The organism is Coprobacter tertius (genome assembly GCF_024330105.1).
In the GTDB taxonomy this organism is placed as follows: domain Bacteria; phylum Bacteroidota; class Bacteroidia; order Bacteroidales; family Coprobacteraceae; genus Coprobacter; species Coprobacter tertius.
On the sequence record NZ_JANDHW010000010.1, the window covers coordinates 1 to 14,967 of the forward strand.

The 14,967-nt window shown below is 41.6% G+C and carries 10 protein-coding genes and 1 riboswitch; of the genes, 6 read left to right on the forward strand and 4 right to left on the reverse strand.

Annotated features, from left to right (window positions below; translation table 11 throughout):
• The 6 genes from NMU02_RS10240 to NMU02_RS10265 form a co-directional block, all read left to right on the forward strand.
• On the forward strand, window positions 1-881 hold an 881-nt coding region (locus tag NMU02_RS10240), incomplete at its 5' end, for a DUF1566 domain-containing protein (protein WP_255027777.1).
• Between the two features lie 144 nt (window positions 882-1,025).
• Window positions 1,026-2,219, forward strand: a complete 1,194-nt coding sequence (locus NMU02_RS10245; protein ID WP_255027778.1) for a metallophosphoesterase — start codon at window positions 1,026-1,028, stop codon at window positions 2,217-2,219.
• Entirely contained in the window at window positions 2,216-3,169 is a 954-nt protein-coding gene (locus NMU02_RS10250) for a substrate-binding domain-containing protein (protein WP_255027779.1), read from the forward strand. The genes NMU02_RS10245 and NMU02_RS10250 overlap by 4 nt, the downstream gene beginning before the upstream one ends.
• Window positions 3,170-3,172: 3 nt before the next feature.
• Window positions 3,173-4,591, forward strand: coding sequence for an ATP-binding cassette domain-containing protein (locus NMU02_RS10255; RefSeq protein ID WP_255027781.1), 1,419 nt, complete (start codon window positions 3,173-3,175; stop codon window positions 4,589-4,591).
• Complete coding sequence (locus NMU02_RS10260) at window positions 4,588-6,714, forward strand: Tex family protein (protein ID WP_255027782.1); 2,127 nt, start codon at window positions 4,588-4,590, stop codon at window positions 6,712-6,714. The genes NMU02_RS10255 and NMU02_RS10260 overlap by 4 nt, the downstream gene beginning before the upstream one ends.
• Complete coding sequence (locus tag NMU02_RS10265) at window positions 6,711-7,088, forward strand: 2-amino-4-hydroxy-6-hydroxymethyldihydropteridine diphosphokinase (RefSeq protein WP_255027784.1); 378 nt, start codon at window positions 6,711-6,713, stop codon at window positions 7,086-7,088. Before NMU02_RS10260 ends, NMU02_RS10265 begins: the two co-directional genes overlap by 4 nt.
• Window positions 7,089-7,154: 66 nt before the next feature.
• Here NMU02_RS10265 and NMU02_RS10270 read toward each other — a convergent pair whose 3' ends face one another.
• The 4 genes from NMU02_RS10270 to NMU02_RS10285 form a co-directional block, all read right to left on the reverse strand.
• On the reverse strand, window positions 7,155-10,472 hold the full coding sequence (locus NMU02_RS10270; RefSeq protein ID WP_255027785.1) for a DUF5074 domain-containing protein: 3,318 nt from the start codon (window positions 10,470-10,472) through the stop codon (window positions 7,155-7,157).
• A 141-nt stretch (window positions 10,473-10,613) separates the two neighbouring features.
• A riboswitch (cobalamin riboswitch) is annotated at window positions 10,614-10,811 on the reverse strand.
• Window positions 10,808-12,547: a DUF5074 domain-containing protein gene (locus NMU02_RS10275; protein ID WP_255027787.1), complete on the reverse strand. Its 1,740-nt coding sequence runs from the start codon at window positions 12,545-12,547 to the stop codon at window positions 10,808-10,810. (Overlaps the previous riboswitch by 4 nt.)
• 19 nt (window positions 12,548-12,566) lie before the next feature.
• The gene (locus NMU02_RS10280; RefSeq protein WP_255027788.1) at window positions 12,567-13,799 is read right to left on the reverse strand and encodes a cell surface protein; all 1,233 of its coding nucleotides are present in this window, start codon (window positions 13,797-13,799) and stop codon (window positions 12,567-12,569) included.
• A 7-nt stretch (window positions 13,800-13,806) separates the two neighbouring features.
• Window positions 13,807-14,964 carry a YncE family protein gene (locus NMU02_RS10285; RefSeq protein WP_255027789.1) on the reverse strand — a complete coding sequence of 386 codons (1,158 nt, stop codon included), beginning with the start codon at window positions 14,962-14,964 and terminating at the stop codon, window positions 13,807-13,809.
• Between the last annotated feature and the right edge of the window lie 3 nt (window positions 14,965-14,967).

Consider the following 14,967-nt stretch of genomic DNA (forward strand, 5'->3'; position numbering starts at 1 on the left):
TTTTCGTACCGGCCTTTATGAGCGACACGCTCAAAGACGAAACGGTGGTAATCGCGCTTACGGTGAACGGTAAGAAAAAGATATTTTCCCTGCGGCGCAACCACCTCAACCACGAGCAACGGGGCGGAAAAGACTATTACGGGTTTGCGAAAGGGTATATAAATACCTACAACGTGGTGTACGACAACACGGCCATGCGGCTCATCCTCTCCGATTGGAATACCGTCAACCGAGATGGCGACTTCGGCATACCGCCCACCGGCGTGAAGGGGATACGGATGAACGGTGCAGAAAAAATGACAAATAATTCAAGATGGAGCGATTTCCCTTCCACCGGATATGTCACTCCCGCACATTTGTACGAGAGTTGGCTTTCTACGGTAGCCCTCGGCAACAACGGGTTGTATATCGACGGTTTGAAAAAACATACATCGAAATATCCGGGTTGGACAGAATACGCCGGCGATAAGAATGTGTATCAAGACGAACCGCCGTCGGGAGACTTTTTTATGACCGAGCAGGATGTAAGCACCATACCGGTGCCCTGGGAAGGAGCCGACGGGGCGCTCATCGCTAAAGAACTGTGCCGCAAATACCGGGGCGGCGGTTTCACCAACTGGCGCTTGCCCCGGGCCTCGGAGTTCCGTGTAATCGTAGCATCTTATTCTTATTATGTGAATGAAATATGGGAAAAACTGAAATTCGGCAGCAGTCTCGATACCGAAACCTTCTGGATGGCTACCGAAGCCAGCCCGACAACAGCCTGGACAGCGTATGCTAGCACGATTAACTATTATCCCAATAGGCTAGTGTATCTCTATGCCCGCGACAAGAAAACTACATTGGCGAACGTACGCTGTGTGCGGGATAATAAACAATGACAAGTACCTATTCAGGATGACAAAAAACGACTGTCATCCTGAGGCAGAATCAAGGGATTCCCCCGGCACTGGGAAAGGCATTAAAAGATGTATTTTTGCCGGAGCACGAATTTTTTTTATTTTTGCAGTCTCAAAAATACGGTTATGAAATTACTTCCTTTGGTTTTTATATTGCTGCTTTTATTTAATGTAGGGGTCGATTATTATATTTATCGACGTATCATTTTACGGTGGATGAGCCGGTTCTCGATACGTATGATATTCTGGGGAAGCAGTATTTTGCTGCAACTCGGATTTTTATTTATGTCGATTATTATAAAAAGTAATTTCGACGGGCGGCATTCGTGGGCTGTTATGTGGTTTTTGTTTATTTATTTTACGGTTTATATGCCCCGCATCGGTTATTTTATAGTTTCGCTTTTCGATTACCTTCCTTTGCTGTTTAAACGTAAAAAAAATTGGATCGGCTCTATTATCGGAGGTATTCTGGGAATGTATGTGTTCGGAGCTATGTTATGGGGCGCTTTTTATGATCGTACCCACCCGATCGTTCATGAAGTCGTTATAAATTCCGAAAAATTACCGGCTTCTTTCGATGGTTACAAAATCGTTCAGTTTTCTGATACTCATCTCGAAAATTATGGGAGAGATACGGCCTTTATTTCTCGTTTTGTAGATGAAATAAACGCTTTACAGCCCGATCTTATCTTGTTTACAGGCGATCTTGTGAATAGGCGCGCTTCTGAACTGCCTCGTTTTATGCCAGTTCTTTCGAGACTGAAAGCGCACGATGGCGTATGGTCGGTATTGGGGAATCACGATTATGGAGATTATGTAAGATGGCCTAATCCGCTCGATAAAGTAAAGAATCTCGAATCTTTAAAAGAGGGACAACGGTCGATGGGCTGGAATTTGTTGAACAACCAGTCGGTTTATTTGCGACGGGGTAACGATTCTATTGCGCTGATCGGTGTGGAAAACTGGAGCAAGCCTCCTTTCCCGCGTTACGGCGACTTACACAAGGCGTATCCCGATCTCGAAGATGAATATTTTAAAATACTCATGACACACGATCCTACTCACTGGCAAGCCGAAGTATTGCCTGAAACGAATATCGATCTCACTTTATCGGGACATACGCATGCCATGCAGATTAAACAGCATTTAGGGCAGTGGAAATACTCACCTGCCGGGATGAAATATCCGGAGTGGGGTGGTCTGTATGAAAAGGAGAACCGATACCTGTATGTAAACGAAGGAACCGGTTATGTACTTTTACCTATACGTATAGGGACGCAACCCGATATTACATTTATCACCTTAAAGTCGGTGAAATGAAAAAACGGTTATTTATACTTTTTTCGGTTTTAATAGTTGTACTGCTCGGTTGTTCCCATAAAAAAGAAAAATCCCGTATTATTCGTGTCGCTTTGTTGAAAGGGCCTTCAGCAATAGCCTTGTATCCTTTACTCGATAGCTGTTACCGGATTAACGGACGTGCTCTCGAAGTTGCCTTGTATGATAATCCCGAACAGGTGAAAGCGTTGATGATAAAGGAGAAGGCAGACCTTGTAGCATTGCCGGTCGCTACTGCAGCTAATTTATACAATAAAGGGCTACCTTATAATTATCTGGGATGTCCGGTATGGGGCAATTTATTTTGGGTTTCCCGTCGCGAGGGAGATAAGCCGCAGCCATTTCCTAAGATACATTTATTCGGACAGGGTACTACCCCCGATATTTTACTCTCGTATTTGTTAACAAAGGATTCCTTTTCGTCGGTAAAGAATTTTTCTCGGTCTTATGTTTATGATACGCCACAGGCAATTGTACAAGGATTATTGGGTGAAACCGTAACCGATGCCATACTGCCGGAGCCGTTTGTTTCTATGGTTTTAAGTAGAGATAGTATGTTGTATATTCGTTACGATCTTGCCAATTCTTTTTCATCGAGAGGTTTTCCGCAAACTGCATTGATGTTGCATGAGCGGTTAAAAAACGAACCGGAAATTTCAGAAGAATTGAACCGTTTGTTCGAAAAATTATGTACGAAAGTTAATCATGCCGATGACCATTTAAAAGGGTTAATGGTGTTGAAACGTCTTATTCCGGATAAATCTACAGCTCATGATGTAATCTCGAGATGTGGTATCCGATATCAACACGCATCGAATATTTATAAAGAAGTAGGAGATTTACTGAATATACTGTATCTTTATCAGCCGAAAGCGATAGGAGGAAAAGTTCCCGATATCGATTTTTATATCCTTTCAAAGACCGGCTTGTAACGGATGAGTGCGAAAGTAAAGATATATGTAGCCGTTATTTGTTCTTGTCTGACACTTCTGGCAGGGTGGCAATGGTTATCTATAACCATGGGTAACCCGCATTTATTTCCGGGAGTGTTTTCTCTTTTTTCCTCTTTTTACGATATTGTAATATCTCCGTTTTTTTTCGATGCGATATTTTTTACTTTTATACGCGGGTTAGCGGGTATGGGGGTATCATTGGTTGTGTCTGTTTTTCTGGCACGTGTAATGTCTTACGGTATATTTCTGAAAGCCTATATACAGCCGTTTCTTTCTTTGTTAAGGTCGATACCGGTAATATCGTTTATTTTATTATTTCTTATATGGTTGCGTCCGGGATATATTCCGTTTGTTATGGCGCTGGTTACGATGGTTCCGATTCTTACCGAGAATATCGAAACCGGTTATCGGAATTTGTCGCCAGGTATAGTCGAATTTTCGACGATATTCGGAATGAATAGGGGGAGGCGTTTTAAATATGTTGTTTATCCGGCTTTACGTCCTTATCTTTTTAGTGGGCTTGTTTCTGCATCGGGTATCGGTTGGAAGGCGATTATTATCGGTGAAGTGTTGGCTCAACCTCAGTGGGGCATCGGAGTCGCTATTAAAGAAGCTCACGGATTTATCGAGATTCCCGAACTGGTGTCGTGGACGATTATTGCCGTTTTGTTGAGTTATTTAATCGAAATTTGTTTGAGGAGGATAAGCTGTTATACCTTCCCTTTGCGTTTTAAAATTAATAGAAAGAATGTTTTAATTCCTGTATATTCAGCTATCACATTCGAGAATGTTTCTAAAACTTATGAGAGAGTGAAGCATGAGCCGCATTTGTTATTTGAAAATATTTCTTTCACGATACCACCTGACGGTGTTTGTTGTATAACCGGTGCTTCTGGAGTCGGTAAAACGACGGTGTTGAAGATGTTATCCGGTTTGGAAAAAATCGACTCGGGAAAAATAAATACCGGAAACCATCGAATATCTTATCTACCGCAACACCCGTGTTTGTTTCCTTGGTTTACGGTAGGGGAGAATCTTATGCTTCCTCTTTTGGGATCGTATACCGAATCAGAGGCTGTCAGAATGTCGACAGAGATACTGAAGAGAATGGATTTGGAGGGATATGGAAACCGTATGCCTGATACTTTAAGCGGAGGTGAAAAACAACGGGTCGCATTGGCGAGGGCATTATTGTATCCTTCGACATTGTGGCTATTTGACGAACCCTTTACCGGAATAGATGAGGAATGCAAGAAAAAAATTATAAAATATATAACCGATCTGAGGAAAGAACGCAGTATTCTTTTTATTTATGTAAGTCACGATACCGATGAAAAGGATATTGCCGGTTTCCAGATCGAGATTCCTTTCCATAAAAAAGAGAATAATAATATAATATGAATACACTTTTTTGTCAATTGATCTCGAAGAGTCTCGGAATAGGAGAACGACAGGTCGGAAATACGGTCGCTTTGCTTTCTGAAGGAGCTACGATACCTTTTATAAGTCGTTATCGTAAAGAGGTAACAGGAGCTCTCGATGAAGTACAGATCGGGGATATAAAAGACCGGTATGATAAATTATGCGAGTTGGAGAAAAGAAAGCAGACGATTTTGTTGACTATTGAGGAACAGGAAAAACTGACTCCCGAATTACGAGCTCGTATTGAAAATACCTGGGATACGACCGAATTGGAGGATATATATTTGCCTTTCAAACCGCGCCGTCGTACACGAGCTGAAGTTGCTCGTGAAAAAGGTCTCGAACCGTTGGCGAAAATATTGATGATACAGACTGAAAGAGAACCCGAAACACGTGCGCTTTCTTTTGTGAAAGGAGATGTAAAAGATGTTGATGAGGCTTTAAAAGGAGCACGTGATATTATCGCCGAGTGGGTAAGCGAAAACGAGCGGTCTCGTAATCTTGTCAGATCTGTCTTTCGTAAAGAAGCCGTAATCACGTCGAAAGTGGTAAAAGGAAAAGAGGAAGAGGGTATTAAGTATAAAGATTATTTCGATTGGAGTGAACCTTTGAAACGCTGTTCGTCTCATCGTTTACTGGCGATAAGGCGTGGTGAAACAGAAGGATTTTTGAAAGTTTCGATCGATACCGTCGATGAAGTATGTATCGATCGCCTCGAGGGACAATATGTAAAAGGAGCTTCCGCTTCATCGGCTCAGGTTTCAGATGCTGTCAGAGATGGTTATAAGAGATTATTGAAGCCTTCTATCGAAACCGAATTTTCAGCCATATCTAAAGAACGCGCCGACGATGAAGCTATACGTGTTTTTGCTGAAAATCTCAAACAGTTATTATTAGCTCCTCCTCTGGGTCAGAAGAGAGTAATGGGAATAGACCCGGGATATCGTACCGGATGTAAGGTCGTTTGCCTCGACGCTCAAGGTACGCTGTTGCATAACGAAACGATATATCCACATCCTCCCAAACAAGATATTTCGGGATCCGCTCGTAAAATTGTCAAATTGGTAGAGGCTTATAATATCGAAGCGATTGCGATCGGAAACGGTACGGCGAGCCGTGAAACTGAACAGTTTATAACTAATTTACGATACGATCGTTCGGTACAGGTTTTTGTCGTGAGCGAAAACGGAGCATCTATATATTCTGCTTCTAAAGTGGCGAGAGAAGAGTTTCCAGATTATGATGTTACGGTACGCGGGGCGGTTTCGATCGGCCGTCGTTTAATGGACCCCTTGGCCGAATTAGTTAAAATAGATCCTAAATCGATCGGAGTCGGGCAATACCAACATGATGTAGATCAGGTGAAGTTAAAAAAGTCGCTCGACCAGACTGTCGAAAATTGTGTCAATAAGGTAGGTGTAAATGTAAATACGGCCAGTAAACATCTTCTCACTTATATATCGGGCCTCGGGCCTCAATTGGCTCAGAATATTGTAGATTATCGCAGTAAAAACGGACCTTTTGCGTCTCGTAAAGAATTGATGATGGTTCCTCGTATGGGTGAAAAAGCTTTTGAACAATCGGCCGGTTTTTTACGAATACAGGATGCTGAAAATCCGTTGGATAATTCTGCAGTACATCCCGAAAGTTATTCTGTTGTGGAACAAATGGCCCGTGATCTCGGCTGTACCGTCGGAGACTTGATTGTGAAAAAAGAATTGAGAAAGTCTTTGAATCTCGAAAAATATATTTCGCAAACGGTGGGACTTCCCACTTTGAATGATATCATGGAAGAACTCGACAAACCCGGGCGAGATCCCAGAAAATGTATTCGGGTATTCGAATTCGATCCTTCGGTAAAAACGATTGATGATCTTCGTGAAGGTATGGTATTACCCGGTATAGTGACTAATATCACGAATTTCGGATGTTTTGTCGATGTCGGAATCAAAGAGAACGGTTTGGTACATATCTCTCAGTTGGCCGATCGTTTCGTTTCCGATCCGACCGAGGTCGTATCTTTACATCAGCATGTAAAAGTTAAAGTAATTGGTGTAGATAGAGATAGAAAGAGGGTACAACTTACAATGAAAGAAATATGAAAATAAATCGGGCGATTATAGGGTTGGCGTCTAATATTAAAGGAGGGATGCTGCTTGTAAAGAAAAGTTGTCAGGAGATAAAAGCCATAACGGTTTCCGCTAAGTTTTCTTCATGTTATGAGACGGTTCCGGTAAGTAGTATACCCCAGCCTAATTATCATAATTGTGTGGGAATTATCGAAACGGAGTGGGATTTCGATCATTTGAGGGAACGTTTCAAAGAGATGGAAAAAGCGGCTGGACGGCATCCTGATTCGAAGCGGCAAGGAGAGATTCCTCTCGATATCGACATTGTGGTATGGAATGATGAAGTGGTGAAACCTCGTGACATGTTACAGGATTATATGCAAATAGGATTATTGGAATTGAAGTAATTCTTGTAAAATGATAAAAAAACCGGCATTGAAGAACGCCGGTTTTTTTATCAGAATTTAGGGACCTTATCGTTTGATCAGTTTTACTACTTGTGCCTGATTATTTCCGATGATACGTATAAAGTAAACGCCGTTGCTTAATCCTTCTATATTGATCGTTTCTGTTTCGCTCTGTTGTAAAGTTTCCAGTATTTGCGATCCTTTATTGTCGATGATCGAGATACGGCTTCCTATGGCTGCCTTTACGTTGATATACGATACGGCTGGATTGGGGAATACTTGTACAATTCTGGCTTTGGTAGCATCTAATCCGTCGAGATTATTTATGGTAACCTTTACTTTATCGCTGGTGACAGAAGCGGTAGTGTTTGTTACTACACAGTAATATTCACCTGCATCGTCTTTTGTGGCGGAAGCAATTTCAAATATATTGGAGGCAGCGTCAGCGATGGCAACTTCGTCTTTAAACCATTGATAAGAGATATCTGTGCCTGTAACTTCTATAGAGAGGGAAATTTTTTCTCCTTCTTTCACCGATACGTCAACCGGTTGTGCCGTAATTTCAGGAGCTTTCGGGGTTACTTTAACCTCTACTTTATTGCTGGTAACTGACCCTGAAACGTTAGAGACGGTACAATAATAATTACCTGCATCATTTAAAGAAGCAGACTCGATAATTAGTTTGTCCGAGGTTTTACTTTCCAGCGCTACTTCATCTTTATACCATTGGTAAGTAACAAGTTCACCGTTAGCGGTTACCGATAAGGTTATCGTTTCTCCTTCACTGACATTTACCGCCGTCGGTTGTTCTGTGATCGACGGTTTAGCCGGTTTAACAGTGAGTATAGCTATATCTGAGTTAGTGGTACCTAAGGAGTTGGTTACGGCGCAGTAATATTTTCCTGCATCGGTTAGTTTCAAATTTGATCCGGCAATAGAATATCGAGCTGTCGTAGCTCCTTCTATCGCTACCTCGTCTTTATACCACTGGTAGGTAAGATTTCCCCCGCGAGCCGTTACGTTAAACTGGGCGGCAGTCCATCCACCGACGGTACGTTCGATCGATGCCGGTTGTTTTGTAATTTCGGGTACGATGTATTTGGTGGTTAGTATAACCGTTTCACTCTTTGTTTCGCCAGACTCATTTTTAACGATACAATACAGTGAGGTGTTGTTATTTTCGTCGCCGGCTGTTACGCTGTAAGTCGATGAAGTTTTACCTTTAATCTCTTCTCCGTTAGCATACCACTGATAAGTGAGTTCACCCCCTGTAGCCGTAACCTTAAAAGTCGCTTTTTCATCGATGACAGCTTCTACACTTTCCGGTTGTGCGGTAATAACGGGAGCTTCGGTTATTGCAACCGAAATAGTTTTGTTGACGGTTTTACCATTAGAATTGAATTTCAGTGTAATGTTTTCTTTTCCGGCAGTCGTTTTGGGGGTAATAATAAGATTTCCGGCATTTATAACGGCTGTAAAGAACTCATTTTCATTATAAGTAAGAGTTTTTATGATTCCGGCGTTCAGATTATCATCATCGCTTACCAATCCGTCCAGAGCATAAGTATACGGTTCGCTGTTTTTGTCGATAACGATTTTCGATACCATTTCTTTCGAAATAACAGGTTCGTATTTGTCGGGGAATATCGGCATAGCAGGGAACCAATAGTATTGTTCTAAAGGGTATTCGGCCTGTTTTGTACCGTTAATATCGTATTTCCATACAGTAGCATTATTCTCCCATCCTTTATTTAATACTAAGTAGATATCTTCTGTTTCGGGGTCGAGGCGGAAACCTGTTCCGTACATCGAATAACCGCCTTCATTACCGGTAATATCGATAAACGGCGTATTCGAGGGTTCGCTGCTTCCTATTTCGTATTTGTATAGGGTCGTTCCCGAAGCTTTCCAGTATAAGGTGTTTGTTTTGTTACTGGCCCAGAATGCGGGAAGATTCCATGCAAAATTAGTTGCTACGGCAGCTGGTATCGTTACATTTTCGGTAGTGAGCGTGTAGGGGTTTATTTTTAATAATTCGGCAGTTGATTTTACACTGGCCCAAACAGAACCATCGGAACTTTGTATAATCGAACTATAAGATCCTTCTATGGTTTTTGTTATCGTATGGTTTTGAGGATCGATTACTAATATCCCTTTCGTATTATTTATTGCGAAGACGTAATCTCCGGCACGTAACATGACATTAGATTCGGTATCTTCAGTTCCGGTGATAATGTTTCCGATTTGTAGGTTTGCAATATCGAAAAGATAAATTCCCTTCGTGGTAGATACGTAACCGGTATTATCATCGACTCCGACAAAGGCTCGTCCGTCACCATCACCTACCGTTTCGAATTGTGCGAGAGATTTTAGTGTAGAAGCTTTGGCTACAGTGAGCCTGCCTCCGGTGATTTCAGAACTGTTGTCTTTAGCTTGTTTCGATACGATAAACACTTTATTTGCATATATAGTTCCGAACTGGCTGGTACAACCTAATTCTTTTCCCGGGTTTTCTCTTCTAAAGACACGATCGTTCCACTTTCCATCAGCATCGAGAAAATTGATGGTACTGTTTGAATGTCCGAACCAATCTTCGTTTAAGAGAAACATTCCCTGTTTATAGTCGATCGGTTTTTCGTCTTCGGGAACTGCCGGTGCCGGGGTAAATTTACTGCATACCGATTCGTCCGTAATAAATGAAAAATTAATGGAGGGTACCCATAAATCCCAGCTTCCGTCAACCAGAAAACGACTCGATGCCCCGATATTTGAATTTTCAAAAATCTTAGTTTCGTTATCTCTATAGCGATAATTCCAAAATCCTTTGCTGAGCCATCCGCTGAAAAAATAGTCGTTGGGATCGGCCGCTTCATAGTCATCGAAATCATACCCCGAGGTATTAAAAACCCCTTGTTCCAGTTCCACCTTAGTGATACCGTTTCTGATCAGTGCGACTTCTCCTTTTTTGTCGGCATCATAACCGATTCCACCTACCGCCATGCCGTATTGCGTACCGGGAAGGCCTAAAATATAGAAGCGCGGGTCGGCTTTGGCAATAGCTTCTATCATATTCGCACCGGTAGCTTCACCATCCCAGCGATATCCCCATACTAAGGCGACGGTATCGACTTTTTCACCTTTGTCGATAAACCATTGTACGACTAATGCGGCTCTTTTTGCACCTTTTCCGGTCCAGTTCTCGATTTTGTCCATTGTAAACGAGAGGTCGGTCTGTCCTTTTAAATTTCCGGGTTTCTTCACCGGAGTTTGTGTCTTTACCCTACTAAAGTCATACGGATGACCTTGTACGGTAGTTGGCGTTTGTTGAGCCTGTAATCCGATACAGAGCAAGAATGAAGCCAACAAAAAGTAGATTTTTTTCATGTTCTTTTTTTAGTTTAATAATATAATTTAGTTATGGCTTTTCTTATATAAGCATCGTAGGGAAGAGCCCGAAGAACATGAAATATCTTATTCCGAATAAAATATGGGATGTTCAACAATAGCTCTTTCCTCGAAAGCTGTTGATGAATAAGCATACAGGCAGGTCTTCTGACTTATTTCCGCAACTGGTCTGCCTTCCCGGGAATTTTCCCAGTGGCATTTTTGACTCGGTGCATTTTAATGAAATTTACAGCAGCGGGACTGTTCGGGATTTTCACCCGATTCCCTATTATTCTTCCTTTCCTCCGAAAGTACAGAACCTGTTGCCTTATTATTTATTTTTTAATAAACATACTTCGGGTTGTTTCTTTAGTTCCCGAAATGTATATCTGATATATACCGGCCGGTAATTCCGATATGATGATTTGGTTATCTTCAGAGGTAATCTGCATTACTTTTAGCAGTCGACCGCTGATATCGAAAATACGTACTGTTTTATCTGTATTTGTTTTTATATACAGATAATCCGTTGCCGGATTTGGGTAAACGATTACTTTTTCTATGCCGTTTGCATCGATACCGTCGGTAAGTTCTATCGCTTCTACCGGTATGTTGTGGGTGAGTATTTTCCCATTAGAGTTGAATTTAAGAGTTACTTCTCCGGAGTAGTTTCCACCTGTTTTAGAGGAAACTGTCAGATAACCGTTTTTTATCGTTGCATTGATTTTTTCCACCGGATCGATTTCGGTTATGGTCGTGACGATGGCTGCGTCGAGATTGTCTTCATCAGTGACCAATCCTTGCAGAGATATTTTGAACAAAGGATTTTCATTCGTTAAAATTATTTTCGAAGGGAAATCGGCTGATAATACCGGTAGTTCGTTATCGGGAAAAACAGGCATAGCCGGAAACCAGTAATTCTCGATCATTTCATATTCCTGAATATTTCCGGTGGAAGGGGTCAGTCTTACGGTTTCGTATATTTGACTTTGATTTCCGCGATAAAGAGATATATACAAATCATCGGATTCAGGATCGATGCGGAAACCGGTACCGTAGATAATCCAGTCTCCTAACTTCGAAGCGTCGAATACTTCTGTAATGCTCTCGGTCGCGATATCGAAACAGTATATTTTTTGAGCGTTGAACATGCCCGATCCGTTATTTCTCCAGTATAATTTATTTTCTCTTGCACTTGCACAAAATCCGTCAGCAGTCCAGGCATACCAAGAATTGGGAATCGCCGTTTCATCAGTAAGGGCGATATCTTTAATTTCGAGAGTGTAAGGATCGAGTTTTTTCAGGATCGGTACAGGGTTGGCATTACCTATCAGGTTCGATTTATCGCAAACGCTAATCCAGAGATTGCCGTCGAGGCTCAGAATAATCGATCCGTAATGTCCTTTGATAATCGTTTCTATTTTGTTTGTCGTGGCATCGATAACTAAAATACCTTCAGATTGGTGAACGGCAAAAACCCGATTTTCTACTCGTAACATATTCCCTATCTGGTTAGAATACGTATTTGTAGCACTTCCTCCGGTACCTTCTATGACCGGGCCGATTTCCAGATTATCTATATCGAATAAATATATGCCGTTACTGGTACCGATATAACCGGTATGTTCATTTACTCCCAAGAAGGCTCGGCTATCGGCAATAGATTTATTTTCGCTATCGGTAGCGATTTTTTCGAACGATTTCAGGCATTTCATGGTAACAGCATCGCATACAACTAATCGGGAACCGGTTATGGCTGCTCCGGGGTCTTTTTCTTGTTTAGATAAAATGTACATTTTCCCTCCGTATATGGTGGCGAATTGCGATGTACAACCCAGTTCCTGACCTGGATTTTCTTTTTGGAAAATACGGTAGTAAAAATCTCCGTCGTCAGTCAAAAAGTTAATTGTGCCGTTTTGATGTCCATACCAGTCTTCGTTCAGAATAAATACACCTTGCGTATAGTTTTCACTGATATCGCTTTCTTTTAACGGAATATTTTTCCCGGCGAATATCAGTCGGGGGAAAAGACCGCTTATTAAAAGAATACATAAAAGGGTAATTGTTTTTTTCATATCTGATGTTTTATATTATTTATGGATAGGGTATGACAGGATCGTTAATTTTAATATGTAAATCCTGTGCACGGATGATTTCGGTAGAGATTTCTCCGATTCGTCCGCAATATTGATTTATAGCTGTGCATACTTTTATAAAATCTACCCCCGGCAAATGTACTTTATTTCCCTGTGTATCTACGGCCCAGTCTATATCGAAGCTATTAAGGTCGGTCAGGTTATTAGGATGGTTATCTACATACCCCCAGTCATAAGCGTAAAGCATATAATAACTTCCGTCTCCGGCTTTATCTACAGCATTGTTTGCCAATTTTGTTCCTGTAAATACCATTCTGTCTTCTTTTATCCATTGCGGATAGTAATTCTGGGTGTGTGAATAGTTTTTCGATACATATCCGCTCCCTCCTCTGTTATCTATCCAGGGGATATAGGTTACGTCGCTTAGGGATTGATCTTTGTCCGGTACAGGTATTTTCGAGTCGTCCGGACGGGAATAAGTTATTTCATAATTTTTGAGTGTCTCGGGCTTGTAATATTCACTTCCCGCAAGTTCGTACCATTCGTCCTCATCCGGTTTTCCGTTTTGATTCCGGTCGAAAGCGACCCATACGATCCCGGGTTCGCAGCTCCCCCCTTTTTCGTCGGGAAAAAGTTCGGAATAAAAAGCATTACCTAAAATGAGTATATCCTTTTGATCGGGAACATTGATAACGGTATGGTCGAATCCGAAAACGATATATCCGCCGTATCCACCTAAGGATATCATCACATCGTTCTTACCCGATATACATTCTTCTGCTTTTTTTCGCATGGTTTCTTCCGTATCTCCCGGTTGATATTCGGGCATCGTGTTTATGAATTGTCCGGGAGCCGGACGATATTCGTAAACTTTCGATATATATGGACTGTATTCTACTTCTTCTTCAACGACAACAAACCGGAATTGATGTTCGAACGGAGTTTGATCGTCGATGATTTCAAAGCGCATATTGTAAATACCGGGGTCTTTTGCCAGAAAGATATAGTCGTGATCGGTGGAAACGAGCGAATCTTTTCCGGTTACGGTTTCTATACTCCAACGGTATTCTTTGCCGGAAAGACCGGGAGATAGTTTATATGCTTTCATACGCGGTAACAGATATACATCGTCGATACCGAGATTTACCAGCGGTATTTCGTTCTGACAGGATTGTAAAATGCATATCGGTGTCAGAAAAAGAAATATACTGTATATGATCTGTTTTATCATTTTATAATTATCGGTTTAGGAATGTCATATGAGCCGGAATATCTCCCGTACGTACACTCCATTTTCTTCTTCCTTTTTTGTCGTAACAATATAATGTTCCGCTCGATACATAATTTTTAGCGTCGGTTACGAAAATATCACCTGTTACCGGATGTACTTGTAATCCGTAAGGTATTTTTATATCTTCCTGCGTTTCGTCGGTAATGAAATTTTTACTGATTTGTTTTTTGGTACGTATGTCGATAATGGCGTATGAGACAGTATTGGTCTGTGTATATTCATCCCATTGCGTACTTATAATATAGAGGGAATCGCCATGAAAGGCGAGGTTCGAACAAGGAATGTTCAGGGTATCGGTAACGACCATTTCATTGTATCCTTTCTTTTTTTCCATAACGTACAGATTGGAGGGAACAGTTTTATAATCTCCTCTCGAGCTCACCCATAATTTACCGTATTTATCGGCTCTAATACGGCTCAGGTTAATTCCTACCGCTGTTTTACGCACTTGTTTAAACCGTTCGAGCTCTATTACCGATACCGTATTATCGTAATCAGGTGCTCGATATCCGCCTGAATTAGCAACGTAAAGGTAACTTCCGGCTATGGCCATTTCTTCGGGTTGGTAGCCGACTGTTACTTTTCCGGTTATTTGCATGCTGGCGGTGTCGATTCGATATACGGCGCCTTGTGGTGCGTTCGGGTCGATTTGTACCGGTGCGACATAAGAAGAAACATAAGCGTTTCCCCGATAGAATCGTATATAGCGGCAATTAGGAATGTCGATTTGCGTGATGCGTTTGCACGAACGGGCATCCATTACTTCTATTTTATGCGAACAATTAATAACGGCATATAGCTTGCTCCCGTATATTTGTATATCGTTTCCGACATCGCCGAGTTCTTTTATAACATTCGGGTTACGTTCGGCATATAAATTGCGTATATACAGTCCAAAAGTATAATCGAGATAATCGAGAGTGCATTTATTGCTTCCCATATTGCCTTCATTCAATACATACATTCCTCTCGGGGCGGCATTGACATCTGCCTTTTCGGGAATAATTTCGTATTCCGCCGGTACCACGAGTTCATCTTCCCGGCAAGCTAAAAAGATTATCGGGAAAAATGATATTAAGATAATATGTGAAAGCGTCGGTTTCATCGT

What these genes read in the sequence shown, in the direction of transcription:
- NMU02_RS10280 (WP_255027788.1), bottom strand. Translation starts at nt 13,799, where the DNA reads ATGATAAAACAGATCATATACAGTATATTTCTTTTTCTGACACCGATA.
- NMU02_RS10255 (WP_255027781.1), top strand. Translation starts at nt 3,173, where the DNA reads ATGAGTGCGAAAGTAAAGATATATGTAGCCGTTATTTGTTCTTGTCTG.
- NMU02_RS10265 (WP_255027784.1), top strand. Translation starts at nt 6,711, where the DNA reads ATGAAAATAAATCGGGCGATTATAGGGTTGGCGTCTAATATTAAAGGA.
- NMU02_RS10285 (WP_255027789.1), bottom strand. Translation starts at nt 14,964, where the DNA reads ATGAAACCGACGCTTTCACATATTATCTTAATATCATTTTTCCCGATA.
- NMU02_RS10275 (WP_255027787.1), bottom strand. Translation starts at nt 12,547, where the DNA reads ATGAAAAAAACAATTACCCTTTTATGTATTCTTTTAATAAGCGGTCTT.
- NMU02_RS10250 (WP_255027779.1), top strand. Translation starts at nt 2,216, where the DNA reads ATGAAAAAACGGTTATTTATACTTTTTTCGGTTTTAATAGTTGTACTG.
- NMU02_RS10260 (WP_255027782.1), top strand. Translation starts at nt 4,588, where the DNA reads ATGAATACACTTTTTTGTCAATTGATCTCGAAGAGTCTCGGAATAGGA.
- NMU02_RS10245 (WP_255027778.1), top strand. Translation starts at nt 1,026, where the DNA reads ATGAAATTACTTCCTTTGGTTTTTATATTGCTGCTTTTATTTAATGTA.
- NMU02_RS10270 (WP_255027785.1), bottom strand. Translation starts at nt 10,472, where the DNA reads ATGAAAAAAATCTACTTTTTGTTGGCTTCATTCTTGCTCTGTATCGGA.